This is a genomic window from Mesorhizobium sp., from assembly GCF_005063415.1.
Taxonomy (GTDB): Bacteria; Pseudomonadota; Alphaproteobacteria; order Rhizobiales; family Rhizobiaceae; genus Mesorhizobium.
Window position 1 is genome coordinate 4,439 of the sequence record NZ_SUEG01000091.1, and the last position, 17,122, is coordinate 21,560.

A 17,122-nucleotide genomic window follows, 5' to 3' on the forward strand; every position below is an offset into this window, starting at 1 on the left:
GATCATCTCGCCGGGCGCGATCGCATGTTCTCGTTCGGGCGTGCTGCCAGGCAGCAGGAAAAAATCATCGGCGGCGACCTGACGGTCGCCGAGATAGACGATCGCGTCGAAGGCGACGAGTGCAACAGCCAGGTCGCCGGGATAGGTGGCGATGCAGGCCTCGCTGGTGCCGAGCACGGCATGGCCGCGGGTGACGCCGCCGATCGCCGAGCAGCCGCTGCCGGGCGAGCGCTTGTTACAGGCGGGGAAATTCGCCGGATCGCGGAAATAGGGGCAGCGCGTACGCTGCATCAGATTGCCGCCGATCGTCGCCATGTTGCGCAGCTGCGCCGACGCGGCCTGCCACAATGCTTCCGAGACGGCGGGGAACCTGCTCTTGATATCGGCATGATCGGCGACGCTGCTCATCCTGGCCAGCGCGCCGATCATCGCGCCCCGTTCATCGACGGCAATCGTGTCCAGTCCCTTGAGGTGGGTGATGTCGACCACGGTCTCGGGTTCGGCAACGCCGCATTTCGCGAGATCGACAAGCGTCGTGCCGCCGGCCAAAAGCATGGCGCCCGGCAGTGCTGCTGCCTCACGGGCCGCGTCGACGGAGCCGGCGCGGAGATACGAAAAGTCCCTCATGATGCGGCCTCCACGGCCGCCTGGCGCACGGCGGCAACGATATGAGGATAGGCACCGCAGCGGCAGAGATTGCCGGCCATGTATTCGCGGATCTCCTCGTAGGAACCTGCATGGCCCTCGCGGATGCAGGCGACCGCCGACATGATCTGGCCCGGCGTGCAATAGCCGCACTGGAAGGCGTCCTGTTCGAGGAAGGCGGCCTGCACCGCATGCAGCGTGCCGTCCTCCCCGGCAAGCCCTTCGATGGTGGTGATGTCCCTGCCTTCAGCCTGGGTGGCAAGCGTCAGGCAAGCCAGCACGCGCTGGCCGTCGATATGGACCGTGCAGGCGCCGCACTGGCCCTGGTCGCAGCCCTTCTTGGTGCCGGTCAGGCCGAGATGATCGCGCAAGGCGTCGAGCAGCGTAACGCGCGGTTCGACCTCCAGCTCATGTCGATGTCCGTTGATTTGAAGTTGGATTGGAGTTCGGGTTTTGCTTGTCATGGGGCGTCTGGCTCCAGTTGCTTGACGCGGGAGGGATTGATCTGGCGCCCGGCCGGCGAGCGGCAAGGTCAGCTTATGGCTAGGTGAAGGCTAGTCTCGCCCCTTGCGGGGGAGATGCCCGGCAGGGCAGAGGGGGTCCGCTTGACTTGGTGCGACCTCCGGTAGGGCCGCGGCTTGCGAGGTCGAAAGACGTGACATACCCGATCCCGTGATTACATGATAAAGGCGCTCCACAAATCGGAGGCGCCTCCGTTTATTACCTAAGGGCCTGCCCTGCCCTGTTCAAGCCCCGGATCGAAATTGATCGACATTGGAGAGAATTGGCAGGGCAGCCAGCCGTCATGCCTGGAGACAAAAAAGCACCACCGGCCCAAGCCGGTGGTGCTCTCTGGACTGTCTGTAGGGGCAGGACAGTCCAATGATCCTGAGGGGATCGTGCTCAACGTGGGCTCATTTTTGCCCCATGGCATCGGCCGAACAGATGAGGAGTGCCGGCCGCGAGGAAATATCCTTCGTCGTCATCCACCGGTCGTCCACCGGAGGCGGGCAAGATGCCTCGCTTGCCGGAACGCCGGCGCAGACTCGATCCTGTGATTATATTTACTTGCGATTATATTTGTCGGAGACGTAACGAAGGTGGAAGCGTCTGCGTTCTTGAAACGGGGCCTGCCTATTCGGTTATGCTTCGGATCAACACTGGAGAAAAAATTGGCCGCGGAGCCGCCCGTCATGCCTCGAGATAAGGCCGAAGCCGCCGTTGCAAAACCGCTGCGCGCCGATGCGCAGCGCAACCGCGACGCGCTGGTCGAGGTCGCGGCAAAAGCCTTTGCCGCGCATGGCGTCGATGCCTCGCTGGAGGAGATTGCGCGCCAGGCCGGCGTCGGCATCGGCACGCTCTACCGGCATTTTCCAACCCGCGAGCACCTGGTCGAGGTGGTCTACCGGCGCGAAGTGGAAGGACTGTGCCAGGCGGCCGACGAGCTCGCTCGCGATCATCCGCCCGACATGGCGCTCGAACAATGGATGCAGCGCTTCGTCGACTATATCGCCACCAAGCGCGGGCTATCGACAAGCCTGCGCATCCTGCTCACGACCAACTCCACCCTGTTCTCCGACGTTTCGGGCAGGGTGACGCTCGCCTTGCGGCGGCTGATCGATGCCGCGGTCGCCCACGGCTCGATCCGCGGCGACGTCGGTGCCTCCGACGTGCTGCATGCGCTGGGCGGCATCTATTCGGCCCCGGACACCAAGGACTGGCGCGACCGCTCGCGCCGATTGGTGTCGCTGCTGATGGATGGGCTGCGGTTTGGAGCGGCCAAATCCGGCCCATCCAAGGAATGACGAATGCAGTGACTGTCCTTATTTCAGCGAGATGCTCATCCCGCTGAGATCGGCATTGACTTGCAGGCCTACCTGCCTGCCCGTGAGTTCGAGTTGGGCACCCTTGTCATTGGTCATGACGATCACCTGGGCCCCTTTGCCGAGCGCGCCGCCACCGCCCGCTGCACCGTACACCCCGGTCACATCCCGGGCGCGGCGTATGTGGCGCACGGTACCTTTGAAATAGGTCTTGGAGGCGCCGAAGGCGAGGCCGCCCGAGATGCCGCCGACCGAGATGGGATATCGGCGACCATGGAAGGTCAGTGTGCCCTCGCCTCCGGAGCCGCCGATGAAGAAGGCCGCCTTGTAGACGGCGAAGCGGATCGTACCGCTGTCGGCATGCGCGACGCTGGCAAAACTAACTGCCGCCGCAGTGATGACGGCAACCACGACTGAACGAAACCTGGACGAAATCTTCATGATGAGAACTCCTCAAGATCGCCGCATGCCCAGCCGGGCCGGGCACGCCAGCGTCGGATCAAAGTCATAGCTGAACAGTCTCGCCCGTCATTGGTTCCAAGCACGCGGCCTGAATCCGGCTGCGAGAAGACCGCCACGAAACGAGGCGGATGGCGAGCATAGACCTGGCTGTAAGAACAGTGGCCGAATGGTGGGGATCCTTCGCCGGCGCTCCTATGAAAACGTAGGTGTTGAAGCGGAATGGTATTAGTCTGCGCTGTCTGGGGTTTCGGGGAGCGCGGCAAAAGAATGGATTTGAACTCGGGCTATGGCTACCTGCTGATCGGCGGCCTGATCCTGGTCGGTGCCGGGCTCCTGATCGTTTCGCTGATCGTCAATCTTCGTGTGGCGCACAGTGTGCGCGACGACGTGCGCCATCGTGAAAAGCTGCTGGAATATTATCGCAATATCTTTTCGCAGCTGGGCGTGATCATGATCGGGATTGGCGTGTCCCTTTTCATCTTCTTTTTCCAGCAGAATTATCAGGACCAGCGCAAGCGCGAAACGGAGCTCCAGCAGGTTCTCGCCAAACTGGCGGCGCGTATTGCCCGCGGCAGCGCTGTCGTGGAGGCCCTCGGCGAATTCGATGCGCTGCTGGATGACGGCGGCACCTATGTCAGTCCGGAACTCGGCAGCAACAATGCCGCCGTCAGCGCCCACGGAACGGCGCTCGCCAAACAGGTTTCCCAGATCCTTCTGGTCGAGCGCGACGTCGATGTTCAGGGATTCGATATTCTCAATCTGTCACGCGACTTCGAAGCATCGTTCGTCGCCAACGAGCTCGACCCCACGCTATGGTTCAACATCGTCCGGGACGAGAGCGACATCAAATATGCCACCACCCAGATCGCCCTGGATTACAAGGACCTGCAGGATGCGATCGGCGGCGAGCCGATCGAGGTTGCGATCGCCAATCCCGAAAAGGAGCGGAAGATCAAGCAGGAGGTGCTCGACGTCTTTTATGATGCCGATCTCCTGCGCCAGCGCAGCAGGCGGTTTCTCGGCCGCGCGTGCTGGCTTTTCAGCAAGGGGCGCGGTTTCGTCAAGCTTGCACCGGCCAATGAGATCGAAGCCGATGCCAGATCGCACCAGGAATGGATCGACCGGTCGAAACCCTTCCTGACGCAGGCGACATCGGGCAGCGGTGATTGCTTCAAATTGCTCCAGTTCGGCCCGGCATCCTGAACCGGCAAAGGCTCGCCCGCCCCGCGGCGGCTAATCCCCCACGCGTTGCAGCGTGCCGAGATGATTGTCGTTGAGAAAATCAATGGTCACGGCCGACGCCTTGCCGTCGGGGCCGACGGCAAAGCTGACGGCCGAGGGCCTGTCCGGCATCTCGGCATCGGGGAAGGTCACGAAGAGGTCGCGGTCGAAATGCTTCAGTGGATAGGACCGCGCACCGGCGGGCCCGACCTTGAGGACAAGGGCCTCTTCTTCGCCTGACACAATAGCATCGCCGATGAAGTCGTTGAAGTAGCGGCCTGCGTAGGCACTGGCCGGTCCGGCCGGACTTGCCGGAGAGGGCGGCGCGGCATAGGTGGCCTTGGCCGCCGCAATCACAGGCCCGAACATGCCTGCATAGATATCATTCCATGCCTTTACCTTATCCTTCCCCAGCGTTCCGTCGAAGACGAGATCGGCGAAGCTGTCGGACAGCCCCTCCGGCACGCCTGTCGGAAAGGCGTTGGCGATGACGACGATGCCAAGCTTCTCCTCGGGGAAGAGCATCACCAGGCTGCGTGCGCCGGCGCTGAAGGCGCCCGCATGACCCCAGATCGGCCCGTGCCGGCCGAATTCGACATTCCAGCCGAGGCCGTAGAAGGCCTCGCCTCCGGAGACGGGGTTCTTGCCGCGAACCATCAAGGGAATATGTGTCTGGTCCAGCGCATCGGCCTTGATGAGCGTCTTGCCGGCATAGGCCCCGCTGCCAAGCACAAGGCGCATCCATTGCGAGAGATCGCGTGCCGTAGAACTGACGCCGCCTGCTGGCGCCTGCGCATCCGGATAGCGCTGGACCTTCGCTGCCCAGGCGCCATCGATCTTGGCGTGGAGCTCGGCACGATTGGCGTGCTTGATGAAGTCCGAGTAGCGCGAACTGGTCGAGGCCATTCCAAGCGGGCGGTAGAGCTTCTCTTCGGCGACCTCTTCCCACGGCTTGCCCGTCGGCTTCGCGGCCGCGACGGCACCCTCGGTCAGTCCGAAATTACTGTAGGAATAGCCGGCACGAAAGCTCGATGACGGCGACACGAACCGCAGGCGGCGCAGGATCTCCGCGCGGTCATAGCCAATGTCCTCGAGGTCGTCGCCCGCCGTGCCGGGAACTCCGCTGCGGTGCGCAAACAGGTCGCGGACCGTGAGTTCGCTGGTCGGATAGGGCTGAGCGAGTCGGAAAGCCGGATCGAGGTCGGCGATCTTGGAATCCCACGAAGCGATCCCCTCGCTGACCAGCGCCGCCACGACGGTGGCGGAGACCGGCTTGGAGAGGGAAGCGATCTGGAACACCGTGTCGGCGTCGACGGCCTCCGGCTTGCCGGCCTCGCGATGCCCGAACCCCTTGAGGAAGATCACCTCGTCGCCCTGCACGACGCCGATGGCCAGACCGGGCACGCTACCATCCGCGACGACGCCTTCGGCGAGTAACTCGAGCTTCGCAAGGGCCGCGGCGATCCTGTCGGGTGGGATGGGGTCGGCCGACGCCGCTTTCGGCAAAAGCACCATGATTGCGATGAAGGCCAACATCCTCCAACGGAGGTGGTTCCGGTTTGTGAATAGCCGCATGCTCAGCCCCCTCCGCTTCACCGGCGTGCACTATTGCAGGCCGACGCAGGGAAGGCCAGCCTCACGCTCGCCCCGCAATCCATTGGCGGATGTCCGCTTCGCACCAGTCGAAATTCAGACTGCCGCGCCTGAGCTAGGATGCAGCGCGCAGGCGGAGGCGCCGCCTGCTGGCGCGGGCCTTCTCCGCCACCGCGGCGGTGATCTCGACCACGCCTTCTTCACGCGGCCTGGCGTTGGTGACCTTGTGGAGCCGCTCATAGGGCAACAGTTCCTTGACCCGGGCTTGAAGCGACGCGACTTCGGCTCGCAGATCCTCGCATTCCTGCCTCTGGACGTCGAACTGTATCTGTTCGGATGCCTGCTGCAGGGAAAGCTGCGAAAAATTCGCGCTGACCGCGGAAAGGTTCATCTTGTCGTTTTCGCTCTCCTTCATGAGAGCAGACAATTTTTGCTCGACAATTTGCTTTTCCGCCACCGCGTCGCTCGCTTGAGCCTTGAGCCTGGCGATTTCGCTGGCGGCTTCGCTGTTCTGGTTGGAGGTGGCCTCCAGTCGCGATCGGAGATCCTCGATTTCAGAGCGCAAGCCGGTCATCTCCGCGACACCGCGTGCAAGCTCGGCTTGCCTGTCACCGTCCCTGATGCGGGCCGCTTCCGTCATTTCCGATAGCTTCGCCTGCGCCATATCAAGCGATTTCTGCAGCCGCATCTCCTCTTTCTCGCTCTTGCCAAGCGCAGCCAGCAGTTCCGAAACCTGGGCGGCGTCATTGGCATGGACAGTCGAGAGTTCGTCCAGCCTGTGCCGGGCCTCGGCCTCCCGTTTCAGCGCCTTGTCGAGGTCGATTGACAGGCTGACATGTTTCTCCCGCAGCATCTCGTTCTCGCGCGAGCGTCTGTTGGCCTCGACGGCTCTGGCCGAGAGCGTTTTGACAAGCTCGCCGAACTCGGCCTCGCGTTTTGCGCTCGCATTGCCTGCCACGACGAGTTCCAGCCTTGCTGAAGCCAGCGCGCCGCGAAGTGCTTCCTTGTCCTCGACCAGGCTCGCTTCGTGCTGCTGCAGCGCCTCGATAGCGCTGTCGCGCTCGCGCTGCTTTCTGGTTGCGTCGTGGAGCTGTTCGGACAGCACTCTTTGTTGCGCGGTCAGGCCGGTATTTGCCAGCTCCAATTCGTTGGCGCGAAGAATGTCGCCGTGGAGAAGTTTTAGGAATTCGCCTGTCAGATGATGCGAGGTCGCGATCTCCGACAGTTTCGCGTTGATTTCCCCCAGATACTCCTGCGCGTCGTGAAAGAGCCCATCGACCGCACTTAAGGCAGCCAGCCGGGTTTGCGTATGGGGGGTCAGCCGTCGTGCGGTCTCGAAGGCGTCCGCATTGGCCTCGAGCTGCGAGCTGTCATCCGTTGCCGCGAGATTCTCATCCGACACAGTCTCATCCGGCACAGTGACGTCGTTCAACGGCGACTGATCGTCCACGTTGAGACATTCGCTAAACGCATCCGCCAAATCGGTTTCGAGCTCCTTGAATGCTCTCTCCACAGTCTCGGCACGCTTGATCAAACCTTTGAAATTCATGACCGAATATCCCTCTCGTGCAGCGCCGTTACGGAGCGGACTTTCAACACTTGACCCTCGCCTCCCCCGAATACGGGTTCATCTCCTGACGTGCGCTCTGGCCGACGCACGCTAGGGACAGGCTTGGCCACTGTCCTCGTGTGTTTGAATGACGCGTTCTGCCGCGCGCCATACCCCAGCCGTTGGCGCCGCTCGCAAAATGCCACTCATTTCACCCGAAACGGATATGGAGCGGCGCAAGCCTGAGGATCGCCTGGTGATTGTGTAAGGATCGGGCGAGCGCCTCGGTGCTCTGCAGCAGCTACAAGTCACACTCGGACGAGGCGTGTCACTGCCGGGAGGCCTGACCTAATAAATGATTGTGTTGAATACGTTTCGCTGATTAGCTGCTGTGCATTGACCAGGGACAAGACCGATAAATGTTGTCCCGGGAGGACCGCGATGCCGGTGCTTGAGGTTCGCCACGTCTCCAAGAATTTCGGGGCTATCCAGGCCCTGACTGACGTCAGCTTCCAGGTGGAGCGAGGCGAAGTCGTTGGTCTGATGGGGGACAACGGCGCTGGCAAGTCGACGATAGTCAAGACCGTGGCCGGGAATTTTCCTCCGAGCGACGGCGAAATTGCAGTAGACGGCGAGGTGTGCCACTTCCACCAGCCCGTGCAGGCCCGCGCCAAGGGGATCGAAGTCGTTTATCAGGACCTGGCGCTCGCCGATAATTTGACGGCCGCGCAGAACGTCTTTCTGGGGCGCGAGATCAAGAAAGGCTTCTGGCCGATCAGGATTCTTGACAAGCAGGCGATGATCGATCGCTCGGCAGCGCTGTTCAAGGAACTCAAATCGGAAACCCGGCCGCGCGACCTCGTCAGGAAGATGTCGGGTGGGCAGCGCCAGGCGGTCGCCATCGCGCGGACCCGGCTTTCGAACGCCAAGCTGGTGCTGATGGACGAACCAACGGCCGCCATCTCCGTGCGCCAGGTGGCGGAGGTACTTGAACTGATCCGACGCCTCAAAGCGCAAGGAGTCGGCGTCATGCTGATCAGTCACCGAATGCCTGACGTGTTCGCCGTGGCAGATCGTATTATCGTCCTCAGGCGGGGCTCGAAAGTTGCCGACAAGCCAGCCGACAAAACATCGCCCGAGGAAATCACTGGACTGATAACGGGGGCCATCCGTGGCGAATAGTGTTCAGGAGTCAGTTGGCGTTCAGGCCTCAGTCGAAGAACATAGCCGGCCGGCCATGTCGGATTTCGTTCCGACCAAGGAAAAAACAGTTCTCCAACGTGTGATTTCAAGTCAGCCCTTCTGGGTGACGATCGCGCTCATCGCGCTCGTCATGTTGATGACTGCGATGGAGCCGAGCTTCGGCACCTCTGAAAACGTCGCCAATGTAACGCGCAACTTCGCACCTTTCGGCATCATGGCACTTGGCATGACGATCGTCATCATCACCGGCGGTATCGATCTGTCGGTCGGCTCCGTCATGGGTCTCGTGGTCATCGTCGCCGGCCTGTTCCTCACCTGGCATTATCCCTGGTACGTCGCCTTCGCCATGGGCCTTTTCTCCGGTCTGGCCTGTGGCGCCGTCAACGGATTCTTTGTCGCCTATGTCGGGATGCCGTCCTTTGTGGTCACCCTCGGCATGCTGTCCGTCGCGCGCTCGCTGGCGGTCGTATTCTCGGCCAACCAGATGCTCTACCAGTTCGGGCCCGATGCTCCGATCGTGAAGGCGATCGGTCAGTGGAAATGGCCGCGGCATGGTCCGAACGACTGGGCACCGCATTGGATACCAGAACTGTCGTCACAATTCTGGACCATGGTGATCCTGGCCCTGATTGTCGGCTTCGTGTTCAATTTCACTGCCTGGGCCCGGCATCTCTTCGCCATCGGCGGCAATGAGGAGGCGGCACGGCTCACCGGCGTTCCGGTCAACTGGATTAAATTCCAGGCCTATGTCTTCTCGGCTTTCACCGCCGCGCTCGCCTCGCTCCTGCTCCTCGGCTATAACGGCTCGGCCATCAATGCCATGGGCCAAGGCTATGAGCTGCGCGTTATCGCCGCGACAGTCATTGGCGGCGCCAGCCTCATGGGCGGCGCCGGGACGGCCTTCGGTGCAATCATCGGTTCGGCCTTTCTCGAGGTGATCAGGAATGCGCTGCTGATGGCCGGCATCGATTCAAACTGGCAGGGTGCCTTCGTCGGCGCCTTCATCGTTCTTGCGGTTCTCTTGGGCATGCAAACCGGCGGCAAATCGATTCTCGCCGCGTCGCTGGCAGTCTTGATGCCCAAAAAACGCCGCTAGAAACCCGCCGGCGGGAGGCCTGCGGGACATCACACCAAGGAGGAAAACGTCACATGAAAAAACATCTGCTCACGGCCGCCGTCGCGCTTGGCGCAATGGTGCTCGCCGTTTCCGGCGCCCAGGCGAAATACACCTTCGCCCTCGTGCCGAAGAACATGAACAATCCTTTCTTCGACCAGGCACGCGACGGCTGCAAGAAGGCCGAAGCCGAATCCAAAGGCGCGGTGGAGTGCATGTATATCGGCCCCGGCGAACATGGCGGCGGCGACGAGCAGGTGCAGATCGTGCAGGATCTCGTGGCCAAGAAGGTGGACGGCATCGCCGTCTCGCCTTCGAACGCCGCGGCGATGGCGGTTGCGCTGCAGGCCGCCAAGGATGCCGGAATCCCGGTCCTCACCTGGGACTCCGATCTCCTGCCCGAAAACAAGGATCTGCGCGTTGCCTATATCGGAACGCACAATTACGAGATCGGCGAGAACCTTGCTAAGCTTGTCATGCAGATCAAGCCAAAAGGCGGCACGATCTGCATCCAGTCGGGCGGCGCCGCGGCGGCCAACCACAACGAGCGCATGCAAGGCATTCGCGATACGCTTTCGGGCACCAAATCGGCGGCCTCGCCCGGGGATCGGCTGACGGGCCAGAACGGCTGGACCGAAATCGAAGGCTGTCCGCTCTACACCAACGATGATTTCCCGCTTTCGGTGCAACAGTTCGAGGATATCATGGCGAAAAACCCGAACCTCGACGCATTCATCCCAACCGGCGGCTTCCCGCAGTTCATTCCTGATGCCAACCGCGCCGCGGTCGCACCGTACAAGGACAAGATCGCCTCGAAAGCCCTGGCCCTTGTCGTCGCCGACACGCTTCCGGTACAGATCGACCAGATGAAGGAAGGTTTCTCCCTTGGCCAGGTCGGCCAGCGGCCGTTCGAGATGGGCTTCAAGACCATGATGGCGCTGAAGGACATGAAGGACGGCAAGGCTCCGCCGGCCGACCCGACCTACACGGGCCTCGATGTCTGCACTCCAGAGACAGCCGACACCTGCGTCGCCAAATAGTGCTTTTGGGCGGGAGGAAACTCCCGCCCTTTTCATAGGGGATCTCAATGCCGGAATTATTCTCGCTCAAGGGCCGTGTCGCGTTGGTCACGGGTGCCTCGCGTGGTCTTGGTTTTGCCATGGCCAAGGCACTTGCGGAAAACGGTGCGACGGTGATCGTCAATGCCCGCGACATGGCCGCCCTTTCCGTAGCGGCCGAGAGGATCGGTGCAGAAGCCCTGCCGTTCGATGTCACCGACCCGGCGATCTCAAGGGCGTCGCTCGAAGGAATCGTCGAACGCCACGGCCGCCTCGACATTCTGGTCAACAACGCCGGCATCCAGCATCGGAAACCGTTGGTCGAATGGCAGGACGAGGATTTCAACCATGTGGTTGCCGTCAATCTGTCGGCTTGCTTCCGCATGATGCGCGACGCGGTGCGCCTGATGCTGCCAAACAAGTTCGGGCGCATAATAAACACCGGATCGGTCGCAGCGATCCTTGGCCGTCCCACCATTCACGCCTATGTGGCGGCAAAGGCGGGCCTGCACGGGCTGACACGCTCCACTGCCGCTGAGCTGGGCCGCCACGGCATCACCGTCAACGCCATCGCCCCCGGCTATTTCGCCACCGAGCTCAACACCGCACTTATGCGCGACGAAGCCTTCACCAAATGGGTCGAGGCACGAACCCCCGCGGGCCGCTGGGCCCAGCCTGAGGAACTCGGCGGAGCCGTGGTGTTTCTCGCCTCCGACGCTGCCGCTTACGTCAACGGGCACGTGCTGGCGGTTGACGGCGGGCTATCGGTTTCCCTGTGATTTCAACCGGCGACACCGTGCCGGCAGGGCGTGCCTGCTAGCCGCCTGAATGACGAGCTGCTGCATCTGCTGCTGGCCAGGTCCCCTGCGCGGACGCCGACGCCAGACGATTGGATGACGCGCCGTGTTGCAGCCGCCGATTTTCGATTCGCAACGGGTTATTTCGACGTCTGGCGGCATCGATGCTTGATGCCGCCAATATTTCATTCCACACACCGGTCACGATGAGAAACGACATACGGGATCAGCGCCGGGTATTCGGGTGGGCCTTGCCCACCTCGATTGCGCTGCATCTGCTCATCGTCGCGCTTTTATTGTTCGGACTGCCGGCAACGCTCTCGCAGCCAGGGAAGGAGCAGGCCATCGCGGTGGATATTGTGCCGCCGCCTAAACCGCCGGAAAAAACCAAGCCTCCGTCTCCCGCTGAACCGCCCCAGCCGGAAAAGTCGCCGGAAGCAAAGGTCGAGACGCCTGCGAGCCGTGAGGTCGCCGCGCAGAGGCCTGTCTTCCAATTCGGCGACAAGGACGCCGGTCCCCGGAGGTCTCTGGATGGCAACAGCGCGGAGGATGGTTCGCAGTCACCGGCGGCGCCGCAAGATCCGGATAAACAGGAGCTTGCGCAGCCATCTGCCGTGACAGCGGCCGAAGGGAAGGACCAGGCTGCGCAGCCGGCCGCGGCCCAGCCGCCGAAGCCCAAGCCTGCGGATGTCGCCAAAGTGCAAAAGCCGTTGAAGCTTGAAAAAGCGAAAAAATTGTTCTCGCAAATAGCAACCGGTGATCCGGTAGCGACAACCGCCATGAAAAATGTGCCGCGCGCCGTGCGGATCGGTCAGCTCTGCAACACGGAACTCGCACAGCAATTGGTGCACGCCTCGCCCCCCTATTTTCCAGACAGCTTGCTTGAGTATCGGCTGAAGGCCGGCACGGTCATGAACGTCGCCAGTGCGCCGTTCCGCGCCAGCGGGCAATGGTACAATCTGAGCTATCGTTGTGAGGTCGACCCGGACGCCACGAAAGTGGTTTCCTTCGCCTTTCGTGTTGGAAATCCGGTGCCGCGCAGCGAATGGAAGCGCCGCGGGTTGCCCGCCGAATAGGTGGTCGAGGCCACGAAGGCTGGCTGTCCGGCGCCATCAAATCCGGCCGGCGATGTCTTCGCGCGCCCCGGGTGACCGAACCAACACACGCCAAAAGTGGCTTTCGTCAGCGGCCGCCGAAGTCTAGCATACGGCTTTGGGAGGAGACTTCGATGACTTCAAGTTTCAATGTTCACCATGCTGCCGGCTATGAGCAGCTCATGGGCCGCTGGAGCCAAAAGCTCGCGCCCCTGTTCATCGACTTCGCGGGGCTTAAAGACGGCGAAACAATCCTCGACGTCGGCTGCGGCACCGGCAGCCTGACCTTCGCGCTCGTCAAGGCCGCTGACCTCAGTGAGGTCGCCGCTATCGACTTTTCGGCCGTTTTCGTCGAGGAGGCAATCCGGCGCAACACCGATCCGCGGATAAAAATCCGCCAGGCGGACGCCTGCGCCCTGCCCTTTGAGGACGGCGCGTTCGACCGTGCCCTGGCGCTGCTCGTGCTCCATTTCGTGCCCGAAGCCGGCAAGGCAGTCGCCGAGATGCGCCGCGTCGTGCGGCCGGGCGGCGTGGTCGCGGCGACGGTATGGGACCATCTCGGCGGCATGCCCGGGATGCGCATGATGATCGACACGGTGGCGGTGCTCAGCGAAGGCGGACGCCAGCTGCGCGCCCGCTATTGCACTCAGCCGATGATGCAGCCGGGTGAAATGAAACGGACCTTTGTCGAACAGGGTCTCCGCGACGTTACGGAGACGGAGCTGATGATCCGCATGGAGTATCAGAACTTCGACGATTACTGGGCGCCGATTGCCGCCGGCGAAGGGCCACTCGGCAAGTATGTGGCCGCGCTCGATCCGGAAGAGCGGGCGCGCACCGACGCCGCCATGCGCGACGCCTATGAGGCCGGCCGGCCCGACGGCCCGAGGTCCTTTGCCAATGTCGCCTGGGCCTGCCGCGGCGTCGTTGCCTGACGTTGGCGCTAATGCATGCCGCGCAAAAAGCGCGTCGCATGAGGCCGATCGAACGCGACGCGCTTTAGCCGATCCCGTAGACCAGCCCGACGCGGCCGTCCGAAAGCTGCTCCACTTTGCGCAGCTCGAGCCCACGACGATTTTTCGCCGTCCCAAACAGCGCCTTTCCTTCGCCGGCAAGCAGCGGATAGACGATCAGCCTGAGTTCATCGACCAGCCCGGCATCGATAAGGCTCGCGGTAATTCGGGCGCCGCCCATAAGGTAGATGTCTTTGCCGGGCTGCTGCTTGAGCGCAGCGATATCCTCGAAATTCCGCACGAAGCGCGTCTTTGGCCAAGCCGCCGAAGTCATTGTGTTCGACAGCACATAATGCGGGGTCTGCGCGGCGAAGCGGGCCCATTCGAGCTCGGCCGGCTTCGGCAATTTGCCGGTCATCGGCAGCGGCTTGTCGGGCTCGTTCTGGATGGCGCTCCAGTAGCGCTCGTAGCCGGCATACATGACGCTGCCAAGCAGGCAGGCATCGATTTGCGGCGTCAGGCCGTATTCCTCAGACCACGCATCGACCCAATCAGCGTAGCCCTCGGGTCCCTCCATCTTGCCGTCGACGGAAATTTTCATTCCAGTGATCAATTTACGCATGACTTCCTCCATCAGGCTTGCGGGATGCAAGCACGTTTCATCGGTTCATCGTTGCTTCGTGTGGCTGGCGGCGACCTCAGGGATGGCCGCCGCGAGTTACATCAGGCCGGCAGGCGGCGGTCGTATTCTTCCCGCAGGCGGCTCCAGCCGTCCCAGAACGAGGTCGGTGTCTTGCCCGCCAGGCGGGCGGCCAGCAGGTCGAGGTGCACGTGCCAGCCGGCGGTGATGTTGAGCTCGATTGCACGTTCCGGCAGGCGCCGATGGACGACGGTGAGCAGCACATCGCTACCCTTCGCCTCCAGCAGGAAGGAGACGCCGCCGGTATTTCCCCAGGTGATGGAAAGCTTGCGCGGCGGATCGAGTTCGGTGATCCGGCCCTCCATCCGGTGCTCTTCGGGAAAGCCCGCGGGGCGCTGGCCAGGCGGGTCGGTCAGCTCGTCGTTACGCCAGACGAACTCGAACGAGCTGCCCGCCTTCATTTCCATCTGGCCCGCGGCCATCCATTGCCGGCGCAGGTCACTCTCGGTGAGGTAGGCCCAGACGCGCTCGATAGGGCCGGGCAAAAGGCGCTGGATGGTGAACGTGGCGGGCTCGCTCAGCTCGCCATAGGCGTCGATGGTTCTCATCTGGTTCATTGCTCGTCTCCTTCTTTCGGGTTGGGCGATTTCCTGGGCTCATCCTGGGCTTTGCGTGCGTCCTCTTCGCGAAGAAGGCGTTCGAGAACATCGAGACGCCCCGTCCAGAAGCGCTCGTAGAAGCTGAGCCACTGATGGGCGCTGGCCAGCGGTCCAGGAGCTAGTCGGCACAGATGCGTGCGGCCCCTCACCTCTCGACGAATAAGCCCTGCGTTCTCCAGCGCCTTGATGTGCTTGGAGGCGGCCGCAAGCGACATCGCGAAGGGTTCCGCCAGTTGGCTTACCGTTTTCTCTCCATCCGCGAGATCGCGAAGCATGTGCCGGCGGGTGGCGTCGCCAAGGGCGTGAAAAACCGCATCCATCTGAGGCGTCTCTAATTCAACCATGTAGTTGAATATAGACGCGCAGCTTCGGATAGTCAACCGTTTGGTTGAATAATTCGTGGGAAGCGCCGCGGGGCCGTTTGCGCGATCGAGCGTATCGACGTGACGGGAGATACGGACGCGCCCGCGACAGTAGGGGCGAGGCCCTTATTTGCCGTCGAAGAAACTGTGGATCGCGGTTTCCAGCTTTTCGATAAGCTGAGGGTTGTGGCAGCTGCCAGCCCAGATCAGGGCGTTTAGCCTCATCTCTTTGTTGATAAAGCTCACTTTCCCAGAATCCAGCAGGTATTCCGCGATCTCGTAGTGCCGCCCCTTGATAGCCTCGATGAGCGCGTTGTTTCTCCCCGTCTTGTCGGTCAGATTTACTTCCGCGCCATTCTCCACGAGCAACTTGACGACTTCGAGATGCCCGTTCTTCGCCGCCTCGATAAGAGCCGTTCTGCCGTAGTAGTCAGCTCGCGCGTTGATCTCTATTTGGGGGTGTCTCACGAGGACTGAGATACACGCGTAATGTCCCTTGGCCGACGCAAGGCTCAAGGGAGTGCTCTTCCACTTGTTTCTGGAATTCACGTCGATTTCCGGGTCTTCGATCAGCACCTCGACCACAGCTGTGCGGTCATTGAGGGCTGAAAGGTGAAGTGCAGACCAGCCGCCGTCGTCCGACTGATTGATATCGGCGCCAGCCGCCAATTCCGATCGAACCGCCTCCGCATCGCCTCTTTCTGCCGCGACCAGCAGGGGAGACCAGTCTCTTGCCCCTTCGGCTTCCAAGCTGTTGGTCAACGCAGTCCTCTCCTCGGATAGTCCACAGAATACCACAGAATCCGCGACAGTGGGGTCGTCCTGTGTAGAGTTCCCTGGAGTCCGTGGGTCACAGAGAGCTGTCGGCCCGAAGCGGAGGATCAGCGCTTCACGTCCGTCTCCTCACATTCACCTGATATCGACTGGCTTTGGCGGCCATCCAGACTAGATAGAGCGTGCGCCGGGCGGAACGATGCAGAAGGACCTGAACATGCCTGAACAGATTACCCTGAATAGACCTGAACAAATCAGATTGAACGACGGCTCCGCCATTCCGCAAATCGGCCTCGGCGTGTGGCAGGTCGATCCAGCCATCACCGCCAAGGTGGTGCGCTGGGGAATCGAGGCCGGCTACAGCCTGATCGACACCGCCGAAGGCTATCAGAACGAGGAAGGTGTCGGGCAGGCAATCCGCTCGGCCGGCGTGCCGAGAAGCGAGTTGTTCATCACCTCGAAACTGCGCAACGGCGCGCATCAGCGCGACGCCGCCTTGCGCGCCTTCGACGAGACGATGAGCAAGCTCGGCATCGAACAGATCGACCTGTTCCTGATCCATTGGCCGGTGCCCAGCCAGGACAGATATGTCGAGGCCTGGAAGACGCTGGTCGAACTCAGGCAATCAGGCCGGATCAAGTCGATCGGCGTTTCGAACTTCAACCAGGACCATCTCGAACGGATCATCGGCGAGACCGGCGTCACGCCGACCGTCAACCAGATCGAGCTCCACCCCCGCTTCCAGCAGCGTGACAAACGCGAATTCCATGACAGGCACAACATCCGCATCGAGAGCTGGAGCCCGCTGGGCAGCGGCCGGCTGTTGGGCGATCCGACGCTTGAAAGCATTGCCAGGAAACACGGCAAGTCGGTGGCGCAGACGATCGTCAGGGGGCACCTTCAGGAAGGGCTGATCGTCATTCCAAAGTCGATCCACCAGGATCGGATCGCCACCAATTTCGATGTCTTCGATTTCGAGCTGGAAGCGAACGACCTCGAGCTTATCCGGGGCATGGATTCGCCCGACGGCCGCACCGGCCCGAACCCCGCTACGGCCGCATTCCTGTTCTGAGGGCCAACTGGGACGTTGGCATTCCTTCACACCCCCTCTGCCCTGCCGGACATCTCCCCCTCAAGGGGGTGTTTGGACCTGGGACATCGCGAACAGGTGTGCG

The 17,122-nt window shown here is 62.0% G+C and carries 18 protein-coding genes; 9 read left to right on the plus strand and 9 right to left on the minus strand.

The window, feature by feature from the left end; genetic code table 11:
• Positions 1–627, minus strand: a 627-nt coding sequence (locus tag E5W70_RS21515; protein WP_292662058.1) for an FAD binding domain-containing protein, incomplete at its 3' end; no start/stop codon positions are given.
• On the minus strand, positions 624–1,109 hold the full coding sequence (locus E5W70_RS21520; protein WP_292662061.1) for a (2Fe-2S)-binding protein: 486 nt from the start codon (positions 1,107–1,109) through the stop codon (positions 624–626). The genes E5W70_RS21520 and E5W70_RS21515, both read right to left, overlap by 4 nt.
• Before the next feature lie 729 nt (positions 1,110–1,838).
• Here E5W70_RS21520 and E5W70_RS21525 point away from each other — a divergent pair.
• Positions 1,839–2,450 carry a TetR/AcrR family transcriptional regulator gene (locus E5W70_RS21525; RefSeq protein WP_292662065.1) on the plus strand — a complete coding sequence of 204 codons (612 nt, stop codon included), beginning with the start codon at positions 1,839–1,841 and terminating at the stop codon, positions 2,448–2,450.
• A gap of 18 nt (positions 2,451–2,468) precedes the next feature.
• On the opposite strand, the gene E5W70_RS21530 is transcribed toward E5W70_RS21525, so the two are convergent.
• Positions 2,469–2,909 carry a hypothetical protein gene (locus E5W70_RS21530; protein WP_292662068.1) on the minus strand — a complete coding sequence of 147 codons (441 nt, stop codon included), beginning with the start codon at positions 2,907–2,909 and terminating at the stop codon, positions 2,469–2,471.
• 288 nt (positions 2,910–3,197) lie between these two features.
• Between E5W70_RS21530 and E5W70_RS21535 the strand changes: the two genes are divergently transcribed.
• Positions 3,198–4,133, plus strand: coding sequence for a hypothetical protein (locus E5W70_RS21535; RefSeq protein ID WP_292662070.1), 936 nt, complete (start codon positions 3,198–3,200; stop codon positions 4,131–4,133).
• Between the two features lie 30 nt (positions 4,134–4,163).
• Here the strand turns inward: E5W70_RS21535 and E5W70_RS21540 are convergent, their stop codons facing one another.
• Positions 4,164–5,726, minus strand: coding sequence for a serine hydrolase (locus E5W70_RS21540; RefSeq protein WP_292662085.1), 1,563 nt, complete (start codon positions 5,724–5,726; stop codon positions 4,164–4,166).
• Between the two features lie 133 nt (positions 5,727–5,859).
• On the minus strand, positions 5,860–7,293 hold the full coding sequence (locus E5W70_RS21545; RefSeq protein WP_292662088.1) for a hypothetical protein: 1,434 nt from the start codon (positions 7,291–7,293) through the stop codon (positions 5,860–5,862).
• A 441-nt stretch (positions 7,294–7,734) separates the two neighbouring features.
• Between E5W70_RS21545 and E5W70_RS21550 the strand changes: the two genes are divergently transcribed.
• From E5W70_RS21550 to E5W70_RS21575, 6 genes are all read left to right on the plus strand, one after another.
• Positions 7,735–8,475, plus strand: coding sequence for an ATP-binding cassette domain-containing protein (locus E5W70_RS21550; protein ID WP_292662091.1), 741 nt, complete (start codon positions 7,735–7,737; stop codon positions 8,473–8,475).
• Positions 8,476–8,530: 55 nt separating this feature from the next.
• Positions 8,531–9,592: an ABC transporter permease gene (locus E5W70_RS21555; protein WP_023677317.1), complete on the plus strand. Its 1,062-nt coding sequence runs from the start codon at positions 8,531–8,533 to the stop codon at positions 9,590–9,592.
• Between the two features lie 53 nt (positions 9,593–9,645).
• A complete protein-coding gene (locus tag E5W70_RS21560) occupies positions 9,646–10,650 on the plus strand; it encodes a sugar-binding protein (RefSeq protein ID WP_292662094.1) in 1,005 nt (334 codons plus the stop codon).
• Positions 10,651–10,697: 47 nt separating this feature from the next.
• Positions 10,698–11,447, plus strand: a complete 750-nt coding sequence (locus E5W70_RS21565; RefSeq protein ID WP_292662097.1) for a glucose 1-dehydrogenase — start codon at positions 10,698–10,700, stop codon at positions 11,445–11,447.
• A gap of 182 nt (positions 11,448–11,629) precedes the next feature.
• Complete coding sequence (locus tag E5W70_RS21570) at positions 11,630–12,541, plus strand: DUF930 domain-containing protein (RefSeq protein WP_292662100.1); 912 nt, start codon at positions 11,630–11,632, stop codon at positions 12,539–12,541.
• A 152-nt stretch (positions 12,542–12,693) separates the two neighbouring features.
• Positions 12,694–13,494 carry a class I SAM-dependent methyltransferase gene (locus E5W70_RS21575; RefSeq protein WP_292662102.1) on the plus strand — a complete coding sequence of 267 codons (801 nt, stop codon included), beginning with the start codon at positions 12,694–12,696 and terminating at the stop codon, positions 13,492–13,494.
• A gap of 64 nt (positions 13,495–13,558) precedes the next feature.
• On the opposite strand, the gene E5W70_RS21580 is transcribed toward E5W70_RS21575, so the two are convergent.
• From E5W70_RS21580 to E5W70_RS21595, 4 genes are all read right to left on the minus strand, one after another.
• Positions 13,559–14,134 carry a dihydrofolate reductase family protein gene (locus tag E5W70_RS21580; protein ID WP_292662105.1) on the minus strand — a complete coding sequence of 192 codons (576 nt, stop codon included), beginning with the start codon at positions 14,132–14,134 and terminating at the stop codon, positions 13,559–13,561.
• Positions 14,135–14,235: 101 nt separating this feature from the next.
• Positions 14,236–14,769: an SRPBCC family protein gene (locus E5W70_RS21585; RefSeq protein ID WP_292662107.1), complete on the minus strand. Its 534-nt coding sequence runs from the start codon at positions 14,767–14,769 to the stop codon at positions 14,236–14,238.
• Positions 14,766–15,155, minus strand: a complete 390-nt coding sequence (locus E5W70_RS21590; RefSeq protein ID WP_292662110.1) for a metalloregulator ArsR/SmtB family transcription factor — start codon at positions 15,153–15,155, stop codon at positions 14,766–14,768. Before E5W70_RS21590 ends, E5W70_RS21585 begins: the two co-directional genes overlap by 4 nt.
• A gap of 144 nt (positions 15,156–15,299) precedes the next feature.
• Entirely contained in the window at positions 15,300–15,935 is a 636-nt protein-coding gene (locus E5W70_RS21595) for an ankyrin repeat domain-containing protein (protein WP_292662113.1), read from the minus strand.
• 229 nt (positions 15,936–16,164) lie between these two features.
• Between E5W70_RS21595 and E5W70_RS21600 the strand changes: the two genes are divergently transcribed.
• The gene (locus tag E5W70_RS21600) at positions 16,165–17,019 is read left to right on the plus strand and encodes an aldo/keto reductase (RefSeq protein ID WP_292662116.1); all 855 of its coding nucleotides are present in this window, start codon (positions 16,165–16,167) and stop codon (positions 17,017–17,019) included.
• The last annotated feature ends 103 nt before the right edge of the window (positions 17,020–17,122 follow it).

What these genes read in the sequence shown, in the direction of transcription:
- E5W70_RS21520 (WP_292662061.1), bottom strand. Translation starts at nt 1,109, where the DNA reads ATGACAAGCAAAACCCGAACTCCAATCCAACTTCAAATCAACGGACAT.
- E5W70_RS21525 (WP_292662065.1), top strand. Translation starts at nt 1,839, where the DNA reads ATGCCTCGAGATAAGGCCGAAGCCGCCGTTGCAAAACCGCTGCGCGCC.
- E5W70_RS21530 (WP_292662068.1), bottom strand. Translation starts at nt 2,909, where the DNA reads ATGAAGATTTCGTCCAGGTTTCGTTCAGTCGTGGTTGCCGTCATCACT.
- E5W70_RS21535 (WP_292662070.1), top strand. Translation starts at nt 3,198, where the DNA reads ATGGATTTGAACTCGGGCTATGGCTACCTGCTGATCGGCGGCCTGATC.
- E5W70_RS21540 (WP_292662085.1), bottom strand. Translation starts at nt 5,726, where the DNA reads ATGCGGCTATTCACAAACCGGAACCACCTCCGTTGGAGGATGTTGGCC.
- E5W70_RS21545 (WP_292662088.1), bottom strand. Translation starts at nt 7,293, where the DNA reads ATGAATTTCAAAGGTTTGATCAAGCGTGCCGAGACTGTGGAGAGAGCA.
- E5W70_RS21550 (WP_292662091.1), top strand. Translation starts at nt 7,735, where the DNA reads ATGCCGGTGCTTGAGGTTCGCCACGTCTCCAAGAATTTCGGGGCTATC.
- E5W70_RS21555 (WP_023677317.1), top strand. Translation starts at nt 8,531, where the DNA reads ATGTCGGATTTCGTTCCGACCAAGGAAAAAACAGTTCTCCAACGTGTG.
- E5W70_RS21560 (WP_292662094.1), top strand. Translation starts at nt 9,646, where the DNA reads ATGAAAAAACATCTGCTCACGGCCGCCGTCGCGCTTGGCGCAATGGTG.
- E5W70_RS21565 (WP_292662097.1), top strand. Translation starts at nt 10,698, where the DNA reads ATGCCGGAATTATTCTCGCTCAAGGGCCGTGTCGCGTTGGTCACGGGT.
- E5W70_RS21570 (WP_292662100.1), top strand. Translation starts at nt 11,630, where the DNA reads ATGCTTGATGCCGCCAATATTTCATTCCACACACCGGTCACGATGAGA.
- E5W70_RS21575 (WP_292662102.1), top strand. Translation starts at nt 12,694, where the DNA reads ATGACTTCAAGTTTCAATGTTCACCATGCTGCCGGCTATGAGCAGCTC.
- E5W70_RS21580 (WP_292662105.1), bottom strand. Translation starts at nt 14,134, where the DNA reads ATGCGTAAATTGATCACTGGAATGAAAATTTCCGTCGACGGCAAGATG.
- E5W70_RS21585 (WP_292662107.1), bottom strand. Translation starts at nt 14,769, where the DNA reads ATGAACCAGATGAGAACCATCGACGCCTATGGCGAGCTGAGCGAGCCC.
- E5W70_RS21590 (WP_292662110.1), bottom strand. Translation starts at nt 15,155, where the DNA reads ATGGTTGAATTAGAGACGCCTCAGATGGATGCGGTTTTTCACGCCCTT.
- E5W70_RS21600 (WP_292662116.1), top strand. Translation starts at nt 16,165, where the DNA reads ATGCCTGAACAGATTACCCTGAATAGACCTGAACAAATCAGATTGAAC.